This is a genomic window from Geobacillus sp. YHL (genome assembly GCF_022341265.1).
Lineage (GTDB): Bacteria > Bacillota > Bacilli > Bacillales > Anoxybacillaceae > Geobacillus > Geobacillus thermoleovorans.
This window is the reverse complement of sequence record NZ_JAEIGB010000036.1, coordinates 1-15,461: the sequence shown is the minus strand read 5'-3', so window position 1 is coordinate 15,461 and position 15,461 is coordinate 1. Positions and strand designations below refer to the sequence as shown.

The following is a 15,461-nucleotide window of genomic DNA, read 5'->3' as shown; positions in this document are numbered from 1 at the left end:
GCTTACGATATTAATTCCTGAAAATGGTTCGCTAACTAGTGATTGACAACGCCCGTAGTGAACCGAAAAAATGTTCTCCACAAAGTCTTGACTGACTCGTCTCCGTATTAGCCTTTGCCATTTGTTGAGTTATTTCTTTATAATTTTTAATGTTATCGTGAAAATCATCTTTATACACAAAATCCTTCCCCGTATTATACGGCGGGTCGATGTAGATCATTTTGATTTTGCCAAAATACGATTTTTGCAGCAATTTCAGCACTTCCAAGTTGTCGCCTTCAATATACAAGTTCTCCGTTGTCTCCCAGTTTTTGCTTGATGCTTTGTCCGGCCGCAAGGTGCCAGTGGACGGCGTTTGCGCAAGTTTCATCGCCTGTGTTTTGCCGTGCCAGGTGAATTCGTACTTTTCGTTGCGCGTTTCAATCTCTTCGCCGAGAACAAGCTTCAGTTTGTCAAAATCGATTTTTCCCTCCGTTACAACTTCTGGGAATAGCTGTTTTAACGCTTCAATGTTCGTTTTGATGAGATCCAGTGATCTTCCGTCCAGTTTTTCCATCATGCTACTCCTTTCCGTGCAATTGTTGCTTCCATTGTTCGATTTGCTTCGTTAGCTGTTGAATTTTCATATGGTATTCGACTTTTCGATTAAACTGCGTTTCTTTTTTGATTTCGTTTTTCCATTTTGCGATTTCGACTTCCGCCTGTTCGATTTGCGCGACGAGCTGTTTTGATTGTTCATCAGCGGCGATGTAAAAGGCGCCGATCGCTTTGGCGTGCTGGAACGCCTGCACCGCCAGATGGATGTCTTGATAAAACCGAAAAAAGTTGGCGAACGAAAGCCTCGTCATATGGACGGCGCGAAGAAACTGCTTGACTGTCTCGTCATCATGATCGGGAGAAAACCACGGCGTATACGCCCATTCTTCGGCCACGGTTTTGGTCCGGTCGTTTTTGTTCAGCCGCTTGCGGCATGTCCCCATTCGAACGTTTCCTTCTTTTTCAAACACGATAACGGTTGGGTTGGGCACTGTTTTTTGGATGATCTCCCCGATCACGGAAACGTGCGCATCCTTCGATTCCGGGCGCAGCCGAACGGTGATAAACATAACCCCTTCGTAATGGTAGTCGTCGTTGACGAACGGCTGAATGTTGATGACCCTTGAGGTCAACAAGTATGTCAACTCGATCCGCTCGATGTCTTTCGTCATATAGTCCTTTTCTTTTTTCGTCAAATCCGCATAGTCGTAAAACATTTTTTTGTCAAGCTTTTTATGCAACGGGCGGACGCGCTCGTCCAGTCCTATTGTAGCATAAAATGCGGATGCGGCCATGATCCTCACCCTTTAATGATCAAATACGAAACGATCTCAAAATCTTGCAAGCTCGTGTTGGCGTTCGTCACGAAGGCGTCCAAGTTCCCTAGGCTGAAGATGTTGAGCATCAATTGCTGATCCATCTTGCCGACGATCTCTTCCACCGCTTTTTCCAGCAGCGCCTTGTATTGCCCCATGTCTTTTCCGTTTTTCGTCTCTTGGTAAAACGCCTTGTACAAGCCCCATTCGACGTCTTTTTTGCCGTTGCAAAGCGAGCGATACAGGTCCAACATTTTCTTGACATGCCCAGGATGGTACAACACCGTGCCGTCTTTGCGGACATACACCAAATAATAGGGATGAAGCGCGTTTTGTTCATGCGCAGATGCCATCGGCGCCGTTTGTTTTAGGCAGAAAATGACGCCTGGCTGAATTTCGTCTTTCAGTTTTTCATTTTGATTGGCGGTAATGCTGAACAGTCCAAACGGCGCCCGCTCGAGCTCTTCTTTATGTTCCTTCATGAAATTCAACAAATCCATCCGGAAGTCGTCGAGAGTAAAATCCGTCAGCGAGATATTTCCGGAAATATCCTCTAAATCAATGACCTCATTTTGCAATTTTTCCAGTTGCTTGCGGCGGTATTCCAAGTCGTTCATTTCATTGCTGTTGTCGGCAATGACGTTTTCTTCGCCAGTCGCTGAAATATCTAAAATGGTCATTCGGCCTTTGACCCGATTGACAAGTTGAATGTACTCATCAAGCTCGATCGATGGCCAGAAGTTTACGAGCTGGATCTGTTTGTTTTTGCTGCCGATCCGGTCGATGCGGCCGAACCGCTGGATGATGCGGACCGGGTTCCAATGGATGTCATAGTTGACAAGATAATCGCAGTCTTGCAAGTTCTGTCCTTCGGAAATACAGTCCGTGGCGATGAGGATGTCGATTTCGTCTTTCATTTCCGGCATCACTTTATCCCGCTCTTTCGAGACGGGCGAAAAGTTCATCAACACATGATTGAAATCGACTTTCTTCATCTTCAATGTTGTTTTCGGCTGATCGGTACCCGTCACGACCGCACAGTGCAATCCAAATTGGTTTTGCACCCATTGATGCAAATTCTCGTATAAGTATTTCGCCGTATCGGCAAAAGCTGTGAAAATGAGCAGTTTTTTGTTCTGATCGTTAATCGGGTGCTCGATTTTCTGTTCGATCAATCGTTTCAACGCCAACAGCTTCTGATCGCGATCCGGCGTTACGTTCCGCGCCTGATGAAGCAGCCTCAGCAAAATCTCCCGGTCGTATAGCAAATCTTGTTTCCAACGGATCAAATCCATGTCTTTCAAAAAGATTTTGACTTTCGAGCCAATCAACGCCTCTTCCAATTCCGGATCTTCCGCATCGATCTCGTCCATCTCGCCAATTGTCCCAGAACTTCCATCGCAACGGTCGATTTTCTCGAGATGTTCGTCGATTTGTTGGATGATGTTTTGCAATGTCAAAGAAAACGAATGAACGCTGCTCTCCAACCGCTTCAGCAAATTCGACTTCATTAAATAAACAAGGTTGTGCTCGCGGTCGGTTTGCTTAAACACTCGGCCGTTTGCGACCTTTGTGTCGTATTTTTCGCTATAGTCCGCTCTTTTGTGCGGCAGCACGTATTGCATCGGCGAATAGACCGCCATGCGAAGCCGCAAAATGTCGTTGTTGATTTTCTCAAGCGGCGGAAACTCATCTTTGCTGTCGATTTTTTCTTTCAGATTGATCGGCTTTAGACGCGTCGGAAACGGCCCGATAGCGTCCACGTTGTAATATTTTTCAATATGGCGGCGCGAACGGGCGATTGTCAGCGAATCAAGCAAAGCAAAATAATCCCAATCGAGCATATCCAACAACCGCTCGGTCGTCCGCTCTTCTTCGGGAAGCTGGCTCCATTTGTTAAACTGCGACTGGGCGCGCCGAATCGTCTGGCTGATGCTTTTGATGTTCGCTGTTTCCGCCAATGCCTTGTCGTTTCCTTCTGTAATAAAGGCAATTTGATTTTTCAAGTCATCCAGCTTGTTGTTGACGGGGGTGGCGGAAAGCATCAATACCTTCGTTTTCACCCCTGCTTTAATGATATCGTTCATCAAGCGGGAGTATCTCGTCACCCGGTCATAGCGCGGATCGTTGTTGCGAAAGTTATGCGATTCGTCGATAACAACTAAATCATAATTTCCCCAGTTCACATGTTCCAAATTAATATCGCCGCTGTAGCCGCGTTCGCGCGATAAATCGGTATGGTTGAGCAAGTCATACGAAAAGCGGTCTGCGGCTAAAATGTTTCGCTTATCATTTAAACGGTAGATGGCCCAGTTTTCCCGCAATTTTTTCGGCGCCAACACAAGAACGCGGTGATTGCGCAGTTCATAATATTTAATCACCGCCAACGCTTCGAACGTTTTTCCGAGCCCAACACTGTCGGCGATAATGCAGCCCCCGTACGTTTCAATTTTATTGATAGCCCCAAGGACCCCATCGCGCTGAAAGTCATAAAGTTTGTTCCAAATCACCGTATGTTGGAAACCGGTTCTCGTCTGCAACGTTTCGTAGTTTGTCGCTTCTTTTAAAAAATCTTTGAATAAGTAATAAAGTGTGACAAAGTAAATAAACTCTGGCGGATGTTCTTGATACATGACTTCCAAACGCCGCAACATTTCCTCTTTCACATCTTGCAGCGCCTGTTCATCTTGCCAAATCGACTCAAACTGGCGAAGCAACTGGGCGCTGGAATCTCGATCATCCATCATATGAGCAAAATAAAAATGGGGGGAGCTGCTGTAGCCGAGCCCCGGACTGGAAAACGGCGCCCCGCCGATCAAGCCGATTTGTGACCCGTCCTCATTTCGCACATGATATATGCTGCCTTGAATGCGCTGATTGACGACCGATTTCACCCTTGCTTTCTGTTTCAGCCATTTCGCCAGTTCCCTTGCTATGTATGCTTGGTTAAGTTCGATTTTGTATTTTCGTTCTTCTTCTACTCCATACAGCGCCGCTTCGTTTTTCTTCATCCATTCATTGAATGAACGATCACCGCGCACAAAGGCAGGCTCTGTGAAAATAAAACGGAATTCATCGATTTGCGCCAGTTCTTTTTTCAACTCTGCAAACGCATATAACGTAAAATGGGCCGCTGCAATCGATAGTTTGCTGCCTTTTGTGATATGCGCTTTCAACGCATCGCCGACTAGGCCGTTTTGTCTGTTGTCAATCATCCCTTTTGTCTTCATGCACCAATGGCTCCTTGTCCCTTTTCTTTATGGTTTTATTTTACGAAAACAACTGGTAGGATGTTGTTGAAATTTGTCGAAACTATAGATTGATTATCATAGACACTTCTTCAGAACAAGGGCTCTGTTTCGATCTAGGAACGAGTTGATCGAATTCGACGTCAAGGCGCAAGAGATTCAGCCTCTCCATCGACGATGGGCGCAAAAAAATCCTCCCGATTTTGGTCGGGAGGGTGCAAAAAGTGAGTGATTAAGCTTTTCCGGCTCTTCACCACAAGTTGTACTTGATCATTTACGGCAAGATAGGTGCGCATTGGGAAAATAGAGGATACAAAAAATGCGAATTTTCCCGTATGGTAAAGGAGACGGAACCAAATCATCGGAGGAAAATTCGCATGTACTCTCAGTTGATCAAAGAACTCATCGATTTCCCTATTATGCGCTAAACTTGAACATTTAGGTTATGATCCTGTCTGCTTGTACCATCAATGATGAAAGGAGTATTCAATGCCTGCGAAATTTTAAAAAGCGTCTCTACCCTAGGACTTGTAAGTCCCGCTTCAATTCTCCCAATCGTGGATTTTGGAACTCCAATGCGATCTGCCAGTTCCTGTTGAGACATATTCAGCTGCTTTCGTCTTGTTTTAATCTGTGCAGCTATCGTTCCTTCCAATCGAAGTTTTTGAACATGTTGCTCGCCTCGAATGGCTGCATATTTCTTAAAAAAATCACTCATTGTTTTTCCCTCCCAGTCCATTAATAAAGGCAAGGGTCGAAAGCGCAATAACGTTCATATGCTGATTCAGCCGGCACAATATCCTCTCGTCTTATCGCTCCGTTATACTGTTTGTCAAAATAATGAAGCAATATGACTTTTGAAAAATTGTGAATCGCAAATATAATTCTGTGATTTCCAGTTCTTCCACCTCTTATACCCCATCTGTAAAAATGATCATAACGAGTATTCATGCGAAGATGTTTCAACGACGGAGGGATGATATCATCCGGAAAGCCGTTGTTCTCCGGATCAGACGGATATGGATTACGTTGAATAATCGTAAGTTGCCTTGCATATACATCAGCAACATGACACCATATACCCGGACGACCTTTTTGTCTAAGTTCTTGCTCGGCTTTACTCAGTAGATGATTTTCAAATTCCTTTACATTTCCTGTGTATATTACCTCAAACAATATCCTCTACCCTTTACCAATCATTATACACAATGATAGCATTTATGCTACTGACATGCAATCATTTATACATGCCAAAATGGATTGAAACAGACATGGATCATCAGACCCAGCCTTGTCTCTCGATCATACCCACATGGCCATGCATCCTTCCCTCCCCCATCATCCCCACCACTTCGCGAAACACGGCCGACGGCTGCTTGCGGAGCAGGTCGGCGGGGATTGTTTTGTACTTTGCGCCGTTTGTGATGATGAGTCGGCCGCTTTCCAGGCGGATGGACACGTTTTTGACGCGGTACGCGGTGATCTTGGACGCCTGATCCAAGTAGCGGGCGTCAAGGTCGAAGCGGATGCGGTCGGACAGCCGCCGCAGGATGCGCCAAAGGGCGATTTCGTCGCTTGATTTCATGAACAGTTCGGGCAGTTCTTTCGCCTGCTTGAGCGTGTTGAGCGTCGTCATCGCATAAACGGCGATGCCGTAGCCGACAGGGCGAATGACGTGTTGGAGAAAGTGCCAGCTTTCGACTTCGAAGCGAACGTATTCGTCATCGCTTCGTTTTGGCAGTTCGGCGATGGCCGAGCGTTTGACGATGTTCACAGCGGTGATTTTGCCAAAGCACGTGACCCCGTTTTGCGGGGCGGCTCCTTGTTTCGGGTAAAGAGCGATGTAGCGCGCGTTTTGCCAGCCTTTTTTCAGCTGCTTGACTGGGATATGGTAGAAGCGGTGCTTCACGTAGGCTTCGTAATGCCGCGCGCTTGGCACCATGCCGACAAGCACATGCTCGTCGAACGCCGACCGCCATTCTTCGATGATCCCTTGCGGCAGGATGCCTTCTTGTTGCAGTTCTTCAGGATTGTTTTCGATCAACCGCTCGATGAACTGCTCGACGAGGCGGGTGGCGTTCGGCAAAAACGGCAGGCCGCCGATGTTGACGTCGTTGATGCTTTTGTACAGCGGGTGCGCTTGGTAGCTGTCTTCGTCATGCCACGGGAAGAGCACGTAGGCGCCAAAGGCGGTGCGCTCGTACGGGCCGCCGCGGCGGGCGACAAGGGAATCACGGTAGCGGTGCATCGTGTTGATGTCGTCTTCCATCGGGCCCGGCATTCCGTACCGTTTTTCGTATGAGCTGCCGGAAACGGCGAAATCAAGGCGGTATTTGGCGTCGAAAATGTAGTTGAATGTATAGTCTTTTCCCTTCTTTTCAATCGCCAAAACCGTGTCGGGCATTTGCGGGACGGTCGGCAGCCTCCCTTCGTACAGCTGGTACGTGAGCGTGATTCGCTCGCCCGTGTGCGGATGTTCGTACACTTGCTTGGCGGAGCGGGTTTTGTCGAGATGGACGAACAGCCCCAAGCGGTTCACTTGGATGACGTTTTGACTGATGAGTCTGTATTTTTTCCCGAGAAGCTGCCCGAGTTTTAGAAACGTCCAGTACTCGTACAACGTCGCCACGTCTTTGACGGACATTCGGTACAGCGTTCCCTGCAAGGCGAGGCCGCGGGTGATGAGGAGAAACAGCTGATAAGCGTCGCGGTATCCAGGCGCCATTTGCAGGACGAGGCTCGCAACAGAGCGGTCAAGCCGCCCGATCGGCCGCCAAAAGGAGTGGCGGAGACGGGTTTCGAGGGCGCGGATCATCGATTGGATGCGCTCCAGCAAATCCGGATCCGGTTCTGTTTCGTACCGCTTTTGTTTCCCTTGCACGTGTTCTAACAAATCGCGCAGCTTCTCGACAAGGCGCGTCATCATCCATTTGACGAACCGGTTTTCGAGCGTGTCGTACGTCAGTTCTTGTTTCGCTTTGAGCCCCGATTGCGGCATGACGGTTCGACTTCCAATGTCGATGCCGCGTTTGACATCGCGGAACACATGCGGCCGCTTGCGCAAATCATTCCGTCCTGCCGCATCCAAACGGCCGAGCTGGTCGCCGCGCACCCTCACATGGACGGTCGACAGTTGATGGTGCGGCTGCCGCTCGATATGGCGAATGGCCTGCAAAAAATCGCCGATATGCGCCTCCATAAGCCGGAAAAATTCGCTTCGGGACGGCGCGCCGCTGCGCTTCGCCTTCGCCCGCTGGTACGTGCGCTTGATAAAGTGAAACGCCAAGTTGTAAATTTCTTCGCTCACTTCATCAAGCAGCCGCTGGTAGTCTTGTTTGTAGGTCAATTTCGTCGGGAAAATTTCGATCGTCACGTCCAAAACGGAGCGGTGGCCGTCGCGGATTTCGAATGTCGACAGCCCGACTTCATTCGGGAAATGGAGATTTCCCATCAACACCGCTTGGCCGCCGATGTCCACCAGGCTGATGGCGTTTCTCAGCGCTGGCGACTCATGGTAAAAGGAGAGCACCCGGTCGGTTTTCGGAACGACAAGCAGCTGATAGATGCCGTTTTCAAAGAAAATCGGGCGGTGGCCGCCCGACCAGTCGACAAGCGCCCCCGCGTCAACGTCGAACAGTTTGACGTCGAGCACCCCTTCGCCGCTTGCGAAAAACTCCATCGTCTCGTGGAAATCGAGGCGGCGGTACTGCTTAAGCCCTTCGTATTGTTCATGGTACGGCTTTCCTTTGATTACGAGCGTGAGCTGGTTCGTTTCGATATGGACGAGCTCATAGTCGTCACGCCCCAAGCCAGAACGAAGTGAAGCCATCGTCCTCCAACCTCCGCAGCATGCGCCAAATTTTCTCCGCGCTTTTTGGATAGCGGGCGTACGACACATCAAGCGCGCCGCTGTAGTCCCCGTCCGGTTCAAAACCGGCGCAAAGGACAAACAGTTCTTTGAGCGCCCGCTCGAGCCGCGCGTCGCTTCCTGAAAGGCGCGGCAACATTTTTTGCATGAGGCAATAGTCGAACGCCTTGTCCCATTCCATTAGCTTTCCTTCTTCGTTGTAAGCAAGGTAGAAGCAAATTTCGTCGCGGACGCGGTAGCCGATGTGCGCCCCGAGCGGCTCAAGGATGCGGTTGATGTCCACGAGCTGTTTCGTCGCGTCTTCTACCAGCTTTGGATAATCGGCATATACATCTTTCAAATGCAAATACCGCGCCGCGAACAGCTCCTGTCCGACTGACAGGGGCGCGACGGTCGGCAAGTCGCGCAAAAAATCGAGATGGTCGAGACGGACGCGGTTGAATTCAATCGTGTTCGCCCGGTCGAGCACTTTTTTGCTGAAGGGGTGGGTCGTCTCGTCCATGTTGACCGTGCCGATGATGTAGACGTTCGGCGGGAGAAAAAGGTCGCGCCCCGCCGTTTCTCGCGGCAGCAGCCGTGACGAGGTGATGCGCCCGTCTTCCCAGCGGCGGCTTTCCATGACGCTTAAGACATCGCTGAAATAATGCTCAACGCGGGCGAGGTTCATCTCGTCCAACACGACGAAATACGGCTTGTCCGGATGGTTCTCGGCTTCGATGATGACGTTCGTAAGGGGCCCGGGCTTGAACTCGCCTTTAATGTCGACATAGCCAAGCAAATCGGAGCCGTCATTCCAGTCCGGGCGGACGGGAATTAAGGTGAAGCGGCCGTTGTCTTCCGTCGCGCCGACGCTCTCGGCGAGCCATTGAACGATTTTCGTTTTCCCCGTTCCAGAAATGCCGGATAAGATGACGAACGGTTTTGTTTTTAACGATAGAAAGAGGTTGGCCACTTCCTCTTTTGTGTAATAAAAACCTTTGGCGGATATGTATGAATGAATATGCTCAACCGCCTCCCAATAGGAAAAGGCCTGCTCGGGCGGTGCCATCGGTTCTGTTCGCTCCACATACTGTCGGTAATAACCGATCATCGTTTCGAGGTCGCGCGCGAGTTGTTCATCGGATGGCAGATCGTCAAACGAATAGGCGATATACGCCGCCACCGACCGTTCGTAGTCTTTCGCCCGTTTGCTTTCGCCAAGACGGATGTCATCATTCGTCCGCACGCGTTCTTCAGCGGGAATGAGTTGGCGGATGTCCCGCTTCACCCGCTCCATTTCGTCTCTCGGCGTCTCCGTCACTCCTTGGGCGAGCGTCAAATAGAGCCGGCGCATATCTTCACTGAATAAGTAGACGATATAATACCCTCGCTGCGTCGAATCCGTCACCTCTTGATCCATCACCGCCACCCACGGCACGTCGGTCCACACCCCTTGACCGACAGAACCTTTCACCATATACCGGTCAGGCGGTAAGAAAGGCAATGTTTTCAACGCCTCTGGAATCGCTCGTGTCACCAGCTGAAACGTCCGCCGCTCTTTCGACAGTTTTTCCTGTTTGTCTTGCTCGTAGATGGCCATTACTTCACGGAACAGATCGTGCAATGACATAAGAATAGCTCCTTCGTATAGAAATGTTATTCTTCGTTTCTATTTTTCTTCTATTCTACTAAAAAAGCGGCTCTCTCAACTAGTGAGAGAGCCGCTTTTTTCGTCACGAGCAGGCGTTCTTTATGTATATACATGCAACATGAAGAGTGGACTTCTCATCACGCCCCATACCCCAAGCGCTACAGCACCTTCTCCAGATGTTCATGGATATAAGCTGTAAATCAATCAAAGCCTTGCATGATATCATTTCGTTCTTTATGAAACACATTCACCATGACAGGATCTTTCCGCCATTTCCACAAACGCTCGATCGGGTTGAGCTGTGGCGGATATGGCGGGAGATAAAGAAAAAACCCCCGCATCGCAAGGGTTTTCACTAGCGGCCCCGAGAGGATTCGAACCTCCGACGCACGGTTTAGGAAACCGACGCTCTATCCACTGAGCTACGGGGCCGTGTTCATCGCTCTCCTTTTCCATTCTATCCGTCTGCACATAAAAATTCAATAGCTGATAGAAAAACAAAATATAGAAGACGGACTCCAAATCCGATCTCTCCAAAGTTCGCTCTTCGTTCCCAGCAATTTAGAATTCTTCGGCTTGGATCAACCCACGATTTCTTACGGAACGTTAAAATCGCCTGCCTTCCAGCAATCCAAAACGTCTTGCTCGATGCTGAAAACAACAAAGATCGTTCGTTTTACAATGACTGCCCATATTCGTCTGGATTGAGGATCATATGCACCCTCGCTGCATTATCCTCGACACTCAGAAAGTGGTTCGTTTCCTTCGGCCCCAGTCCTCGAACCGCCCCATAAATACGCCCGATTTTTTCCAGCTTCCCGCTTCTAATGTCCCAGCTGTACACTTCCTCCTTTGCATGATAGCTGTGGCCAAAATACGCATAGTTCCCCCTCACACATAGAGCGGTTGATCCGCGCAGCTGCTCGGGCGTTTTGTATCTCTGCACCGTCTTTTTGCAAGGATCCACCTGAATAAGCGAAAAATCGTCGTAAGGAAAAAGCCACAAGGTCGATGATTTCCCTTTGCACATCGCATAGCAGTCCACGATCATCGGGCGGTCCGTCAAATGGGAATGATAGTTGAATGCCGGAGAACCGTCCAAGCGAAACAAAACCAATCCTTCCGTCGAAATTCCTTTGCCAAACACCCCTTCATCAAAATAGCCGATCCATATCCCTTCCTTCCCCACCGCAATGTCTTCTATCCCATCGCCGCCGCAAAAGGAATGTCGGATACGGCCATGCAGATCGAGCAAAAACACATTATCACGCTTCCCTTGGCTTCTCGCATCCGCCAACAAAAACCGCTCGCTGTCGACCCAGCGAATAATGGGAAAGCGCACAGAGACGTCCGGATAGAGAACAGTTCCATTCACGACGCACTCCAACCGTCGGCGGCTTCTTTGCACGACAATCCACCCGCACCGATCGTTCCAATCCGCATCGACCAGCCGAATCCCGCTTCGTTCCGACACAATCGAATAGAACGTATAGGTGACGATTGACACCACTCATCCCCCACAGAAACGTCATCTTTACAGCCACACACCGCCTATTGTCCCTGCATTTCTACGAGGCGCCCCATCTGCACGGCAACACGAAGGTTCGTTGCGGCCCCTGACCGTTGCTTTCGCTCCGATCGCAGGCAAGACGCCCCTCCCGCCACCGCCTTTGCAAACGTCGCAACTTGATCAGCGTCCTTAGGGAGCACCATCCGCACGACGAACGGTTGGCCGTTTGCCATGATCAACATCCTTGGCGGAATCGTTCCTGTCGTGGAAAGGACGGTTCCTCACGGAGGAAACCAACCATGAGAGTCATTCGTAAACACAAAGCCGAAATCCTGCATGTACGAAAAAATGGAGAGCTGGGAAAAAGCTCTCCGTTTTGTGTTTGCGCTCTAACCCGTCACACAAATCGTAGCCAACGCGAGTGAAAAACACTCAGTTGAAAAAGGCTGCTTCAAAAAGTTATGTCATCATCACCTTTTGAGACCGCCCTTCAGTAAGTACATCGCCACGACCAGCGTTTGCTTTTACTTTCTTAGAACGGCCGGCGGGTATTTCAGCTCAGGATGCAGCGTTTCAAACACATCAGCAACATTTAATATCGTTCCTTCCCCAAAGGCTGGGGTATTGTCAAAAGTTTATCCTCCACACTCACGCTTTCCCCCTTGAATTTCAACGGTCGGAAGAAAAAAGCTTGCCACCCCCATTGTTTTCGCCCATCACTGAAGCAACCACACACTCAACAGCCAAAACAAAGGACGGTCTGTGTGGAGCATTCATAAAACTTTTGACGCTACTTAATTTTATTATATCTCACATTTCGCACCCTCTCGACGAAAACTGGGAGGATTTTTTGTTCCGACATGAAATGAATCCTTGATACACAGGAAAAGTGGAGGAGTTTTTCTCTCATGGATGTACAAATCAAAGCAGTCCATCGCCATTCTTATTTGAATATCATAAGTGCTCTAGTCAAAGAACTGGACCCAATGGATTGACCATCTCGTTCCCGTTGATCCACAGTGCTAGACTCGAGCCAAAGATGCCGTTCAGGCCATTCTCTATAATCTATTTGACGGCCGAAGAGCGGATCAAAGAAGCGGAGCTTCTTCGCGAGGAACAAGTCCGTTGGGAGCGTCACCCTTTCTTCTACCGGGAAGACGCCAAGCGAGCCTTGGCATCCCTCAAGGCGTCCCTTCGCCCTCGGTTTCATCGAGTGGAGGCCGCGGTCGAAGAGATCGTGCGTCCGAAAAAACGGCGCGGACGGCCGAAAAAAGGGGTGGAACCCGAGACGGAGACGCTGTACACCCTTCGCCTAAACGTAGAATTCAATCAACAGGCATGGGAACAGGCGAGACGGAGAGCCTCCCGGTTTGTCCTTGTCACGACCGTTCCGAAGGAATGGAAGGGCCAACAAATGGATGCCCAAGAGATCTTGAAGCTATATAAAGGGCAAATCTCGGTGGAAATGAACTTCGTGTTTTTGAAAGATCCGTTTTTCATGGATGAGATTTATGTCAAAAAGCCAGAACGGGTGGCCGTATTGGGCTATCTATTTCTCTTGGCCCTGGCCCTTTACCGTGTTTTTCAGCGCCGGGTACGTCAGTTCATCACACCAGAACGCCCGTTAAAGGGCGCGGGAGGCCGCAAGCTGACCCGGCCAACCGGACAGGCGATTTTTCAGTTGTTTGAGTATGTGAAAGTCGTCCCTCCTCAAGCTGCCGGATGGACGCATCCAACGCGCGCTAGGAAAACCGCTCACCTACGAGCAACGAAGGATTCTGCAAGGATTGGGCATGGATGAGAGCATCTACGTGTAACATGATACGGAACGACTAGCGATGATAAAAAAAGGATTACCACCGCTAGTCGTGTTGGTCAAAAAGTTATTCTGAAGAACTAAATAAAAAATCCTTTGTTTTGACCTTGTTAGGGTGCGAAATGTGAAACCCGAGTTCGACAGTCACTAGGCAAACAAAATGCCTCTCGCCCCTTGAGGCAAAAGGGACGAGAGACATTTGGGCACACTTTGGGCGTGTATCTAGGCGCGAGGATGGATGCCTAGGATCTTCGGAGGAGGCTCCAGCCTTAGAGCCGCAAAGAGTTGCGCTTGTTTGGCCGTCAGTTCGGTTCGTTGATACAGGTCGCCGTTTTTGAAAGAAAAATGTCCAAGCATAAGACGCTCACATTCATCCCTTACTTTCGGCCACGATTCATGGGTTCGAATCTCCACGATCCGAACCAGCAAGAGAGCCAGCCAACTGAGCAGCACATGCGCCCGAATGCGGTCTTCCAAGCGATGATACATAGGTCGCAATTCCAATGTAGACTTCAATGTTCGGAAGGCCTGCTCAATATCCACCAGCTGCTTATACCCGATGGCGACATCTTCGGCAGACAAGGTGTCATCGGATGTCCGGATGAGATATTTGCCGTCGTACTTTTCCGCGTCACGAACCGCTTGCTTGTCGATGCGAAGGGTTCCGTCCTTCAACTGGCGCAAGTATTTTCCGTAGGACGGATGGGAACGCAACCGGCAGGTCGCCTTATGATGGGCTTCGTTTGGGAGTTGGCGAAGCCCTTCTAACTCCTCTTTCAGCGATTCGAGCAGCTTTTCTCGCTCCTTGCGTTGGCGTTCGGCTTCGCTGGGATTGTACACGAGAACATAGCGCTGACGCGCTTCTCCGTCGCCCACGATGATTTCTTTGATGTGCAAATTCTCGTCCACTTCATGATAACGTCCGCGACGGCTTAAGGCCTCTTTGACGGCGGCTTTGCCGGATCGCATTTTTTCGCCGACAATGTAGTGTCCCCCGGCCTGTTGCAAGATTCGCAAATTCTCTTCAGAGGAAAAGCCGCGGTCCATGACGCTGATCACACGCCCAAACTTCCAGCCAATCAAGTCTTGTTTCACCTGTTTGATGACCGTCATGTCCATGGTATTGCCAGGCCATACCCAAGCGCGAATCGGGATTCCTTCCCGGGTGACAGCCAGCCCAATGACGATTTGAACCAAGTCTGGGCGTTTGTCTTTCGAGAATCCTTGTTTTCGAAGCGATTCTCCTTCCGGTGTTTCAGAGGGATCCACTTCGAAGTACGACGAAGTCGTATCGAAGTAAATCAAGTCGACTTCCAAATTCAATAAATCGGCCACGGCATGGAACACTTGACGTTCCAATTCCGGCTGCACGGCCAGCAGTTCATCCATCGCCCGGTACAACTGGTGGCTGGCGGCTTGAGGAAGGTGAGGGATATACACGTCTTTCTCCACCCACTCCTCCATCGCCAACTTGCTTGACGGATGAAGGGCGCGATTGGCCACCATGGCAAAAATCAGCCGTTCCAGCGAAATCTGGTGATGTCGGGAGGTAAACAAGGAGTGGAGAATCTCTCCCAACCCCAGTTGTCTCCAGAGCTGATCCAAGAGCCAAACGCCGCCGAGGTGTTTGCATGACTGGAATTGAAAGTCATCGGAAGCTTCTCCTGTCAACTTTTCGACTTCCCAAGCCTGCTCAGGAGAAAGGAATCGCGAAATGCTTTTGGCCAGACGTTCCAGGACGGCGCGATCCACCTCGTCTTCGCGCCCGAACGAATAAATCACCTTCGCTTTCGCATATTTGGCCTTTGGATCCCATTCATTGTGAGCAAGCTGGAGATAAGCAACGGTTGTTCCATCCTTGTTTTTGCGTGTGACTCGTCGTATGTACATGCCTATATTATAACGTATAAACTTTATTTTTAAAAGAAAAAAAATGAACAAATCGTGTGCCTATGAAATTCGGCGTTTTTTCCTAGGATCCGCATTACGAAACCCTTGATATAACAGCATTTTGGTCATTTCCATTTGCCTAAAATG

Annotated in this window: 9 protein-coding genes, 1 tRNA gene and 2 pseudogenes; 1 reads left to right on the top strand and 11 read right to left on the bottom strand. The window is 49.6% G+C overall.

Features of this window, described 5'->3' with window-relative positions; translation table 11 throughout:
- Positions 1-94: 94 nt before the first annotated feature.
- The 10 genes and pseudogenes from JCR24_RS17105 to JCR24_RS17060 form a co-directional block, all read right to left on the bottom strand.
- Positions 95-556, bottom strand: a pseudogene (locus JCR24_RS17105) (site-specific DNA-methyltransferase); the annotation flags it as partial.
- A 4-nt stretch (positions 557-560) separates the two neighbouring features.
- On the bottom strand, positions 561-1,331 hold the full coding sequence (locus JCR24_RS17100) for a DUF4391 domain-containing protein (RefSeq protein WP_238981085.1): 771 nt from the start codon (positions 1,329-1,331) through the stop codon (positions 561-563).
- Positions 1,332-1,336: 5 nt separating this feature from the next.
- Entirely contained in the window at positions 1,337-4,582 is a 3,246-nt protein-coding gene (locus tag JCR24_RS17095) for a helicase-related protein (RefSeq protein WP_238981084.1), read from the bottom strand.
- Between the two features lie 442 nt (positions 4,583-5,024).
- Complete coding sequence (locus tag JCR24_RS17090) at positions 5,025-5,318, bottom strand: helix-turn-helix domain-containing protein (protein ID WP_021321279.1); 294 nt, start codon at positions 5,316-5,318, stop codon at positions 5,025-5,027.
- A gap of 561 nt (positions 5,319-5,879) precedes the next feature.
- Complete coding sequence (locus tag JCR24_RS17085; protein ID WP_238981083.1) at positions 5,880-8,429, bottom strand: restriction endonuclease-like protein; 2,550 nt, start codon at positions 8,427-8,429, stop codon at positions 5,880-5,882.
- Complete coding sequence (locus JCR24_RS17080; protein ID WP_238981082.1) at positions 8,398-10,077, bottom strand: MrcB family domain-containing protein; 1,680 nt, start codon at positions 10,075-10,077, stop codon at positions 8,398-8,400. The genes JCR24_RS17085 and JCR24_RS17080 overlap by 32 nt, the downstream gene beginning before the upstream one ends.
- A gap of 221 nt (positions 10,078-10,298) precedes the next feature.
- Positions 10,299-10,439, bottom strand: coding sequence for a transposase (locus tag JCR24_RS17075; RefSeq protein ID WP_238981086.1), 141 nt, complete (start codon positions 10,437-10,439; stop codon positions 10,299-10,301).
- Between the two features lie 18 nt (positions 10,440-10,457).
- Positions 10,458-10,530: transfer RNA gene (locus JCR24_RS17070), tRNA-Arg, on the bottom strand.
- 244 nt (positions 10,531-10,774) lie between these two features.
- Complete coding sequence (locus tag JCR24_RS17065; protein WP_238981081.1) at positions 10,775-11,605, bottom strand: TetR family transcriptional regulator; 831 nt, start codon at positions 11,603-11,605, stop codon at positions 10,775-10,777.
- Positions 11,606-11,649: 44 nt separating this feature from the next.
- On the bottom strand, positions 11,650-11,841 hold the full coding sequence (locus JCR24_RS17060) for a hypothetical protein (protein ID WP_238981080.1): 192 nt from the start codon (positions 11,839-11,841) through the stop codon (positions 11,650-11,652).
- Positions 11,842-12,686: 845 nt separating this feature from the next.
- Between JCR24_RS17060 and JCR24_RS17055 the strand changes: the two are divergent.
- A pseudogene (locus JCR24_RS17055) lies at positions 12,687-13,425 on the top strand (IS1634 family transposase); the annotation flags it as partial.
- Between the two features lie 221 nt (positions 13,426-13,646).
- Here the strand turns inward: JCR24_RS17055 and JCR24_RS17050 are convergent.
- Positions 13,647-15,314, bottom strand: coding sequence for an IS1634 family transposase (locus JCR24_RS17050; protein ID WP_238981079.1), 1,668 nt, complete (start codon positions 15,312-15,314; stop codon positions 13,647-13,649).
- Positions 15,315-15,461: the final 147 nt, after the last annotated feature.

What these genes read in the sequence shown, in the direction of transcription:
- JCR24_RS17050 (WP_238981079.1), bottom strand. Translation starts at nt 15,314, where the DNA reads ATGTACATACGACGAGTCACACGCAAAAACAAGGATGGAACAACCGTT.
- JCR24_RS17100 (WP_238981085.1), bottom strand. Translation starts at nt 1,331, where the DNA reads ATGGCCGCATCCGCATTTTATGCTACAATAGGACTGGACGAGCGCGTC.
- JCR24_RS17080 (WP_238981082.1), bottom strand. Translation starts at nt 10,077, where the DNA reads ATGTCATTGCACGATCTGTTCCGTGAAGTAATGGCCATCTACGAGCAA.
- JCR24_RS17090 (WP_021321279.1), bottom strand. Translation starts at nt 5,318, where the DNA reads ATGAGTGATTTTTTTAAGAAATATGCAGCCATTCGAGGCGAGCAACAT.
- JCR24_RS17095 (WP_238981084.1), bottom strand. Translation starts at nt 4,582, where the DNA reads ATGAAGACAAAAGGGATGATTGACAACAGACAAAACGGCCTAGTCGGC.
- JCR24_RS17060 (WP_238981080.1), bottom strand. Translation starts at nt 11,841, where the DNA reads ATGGCAAACGGCCAACCGTTCGTCGTGCGGATGGTGCTCCCTAAGGAC.
- JCR24_RS17085 (WP_238981083.1), bottom strand. Translation starts at nt 8,429, where the DNA reads ATGGCTTCACTTCGTTCTGGCTTGGGGCGTGACGACTATGAGCTCGTC.
- JCR24_RS17075 (WP_238981086.1), bottom strand. Translation starts at nt 10,439, where the DNA reads ATGCGGGGGTTTTTTCTTTATCTCCCGCCATATCCGCCACAGCTCAAC.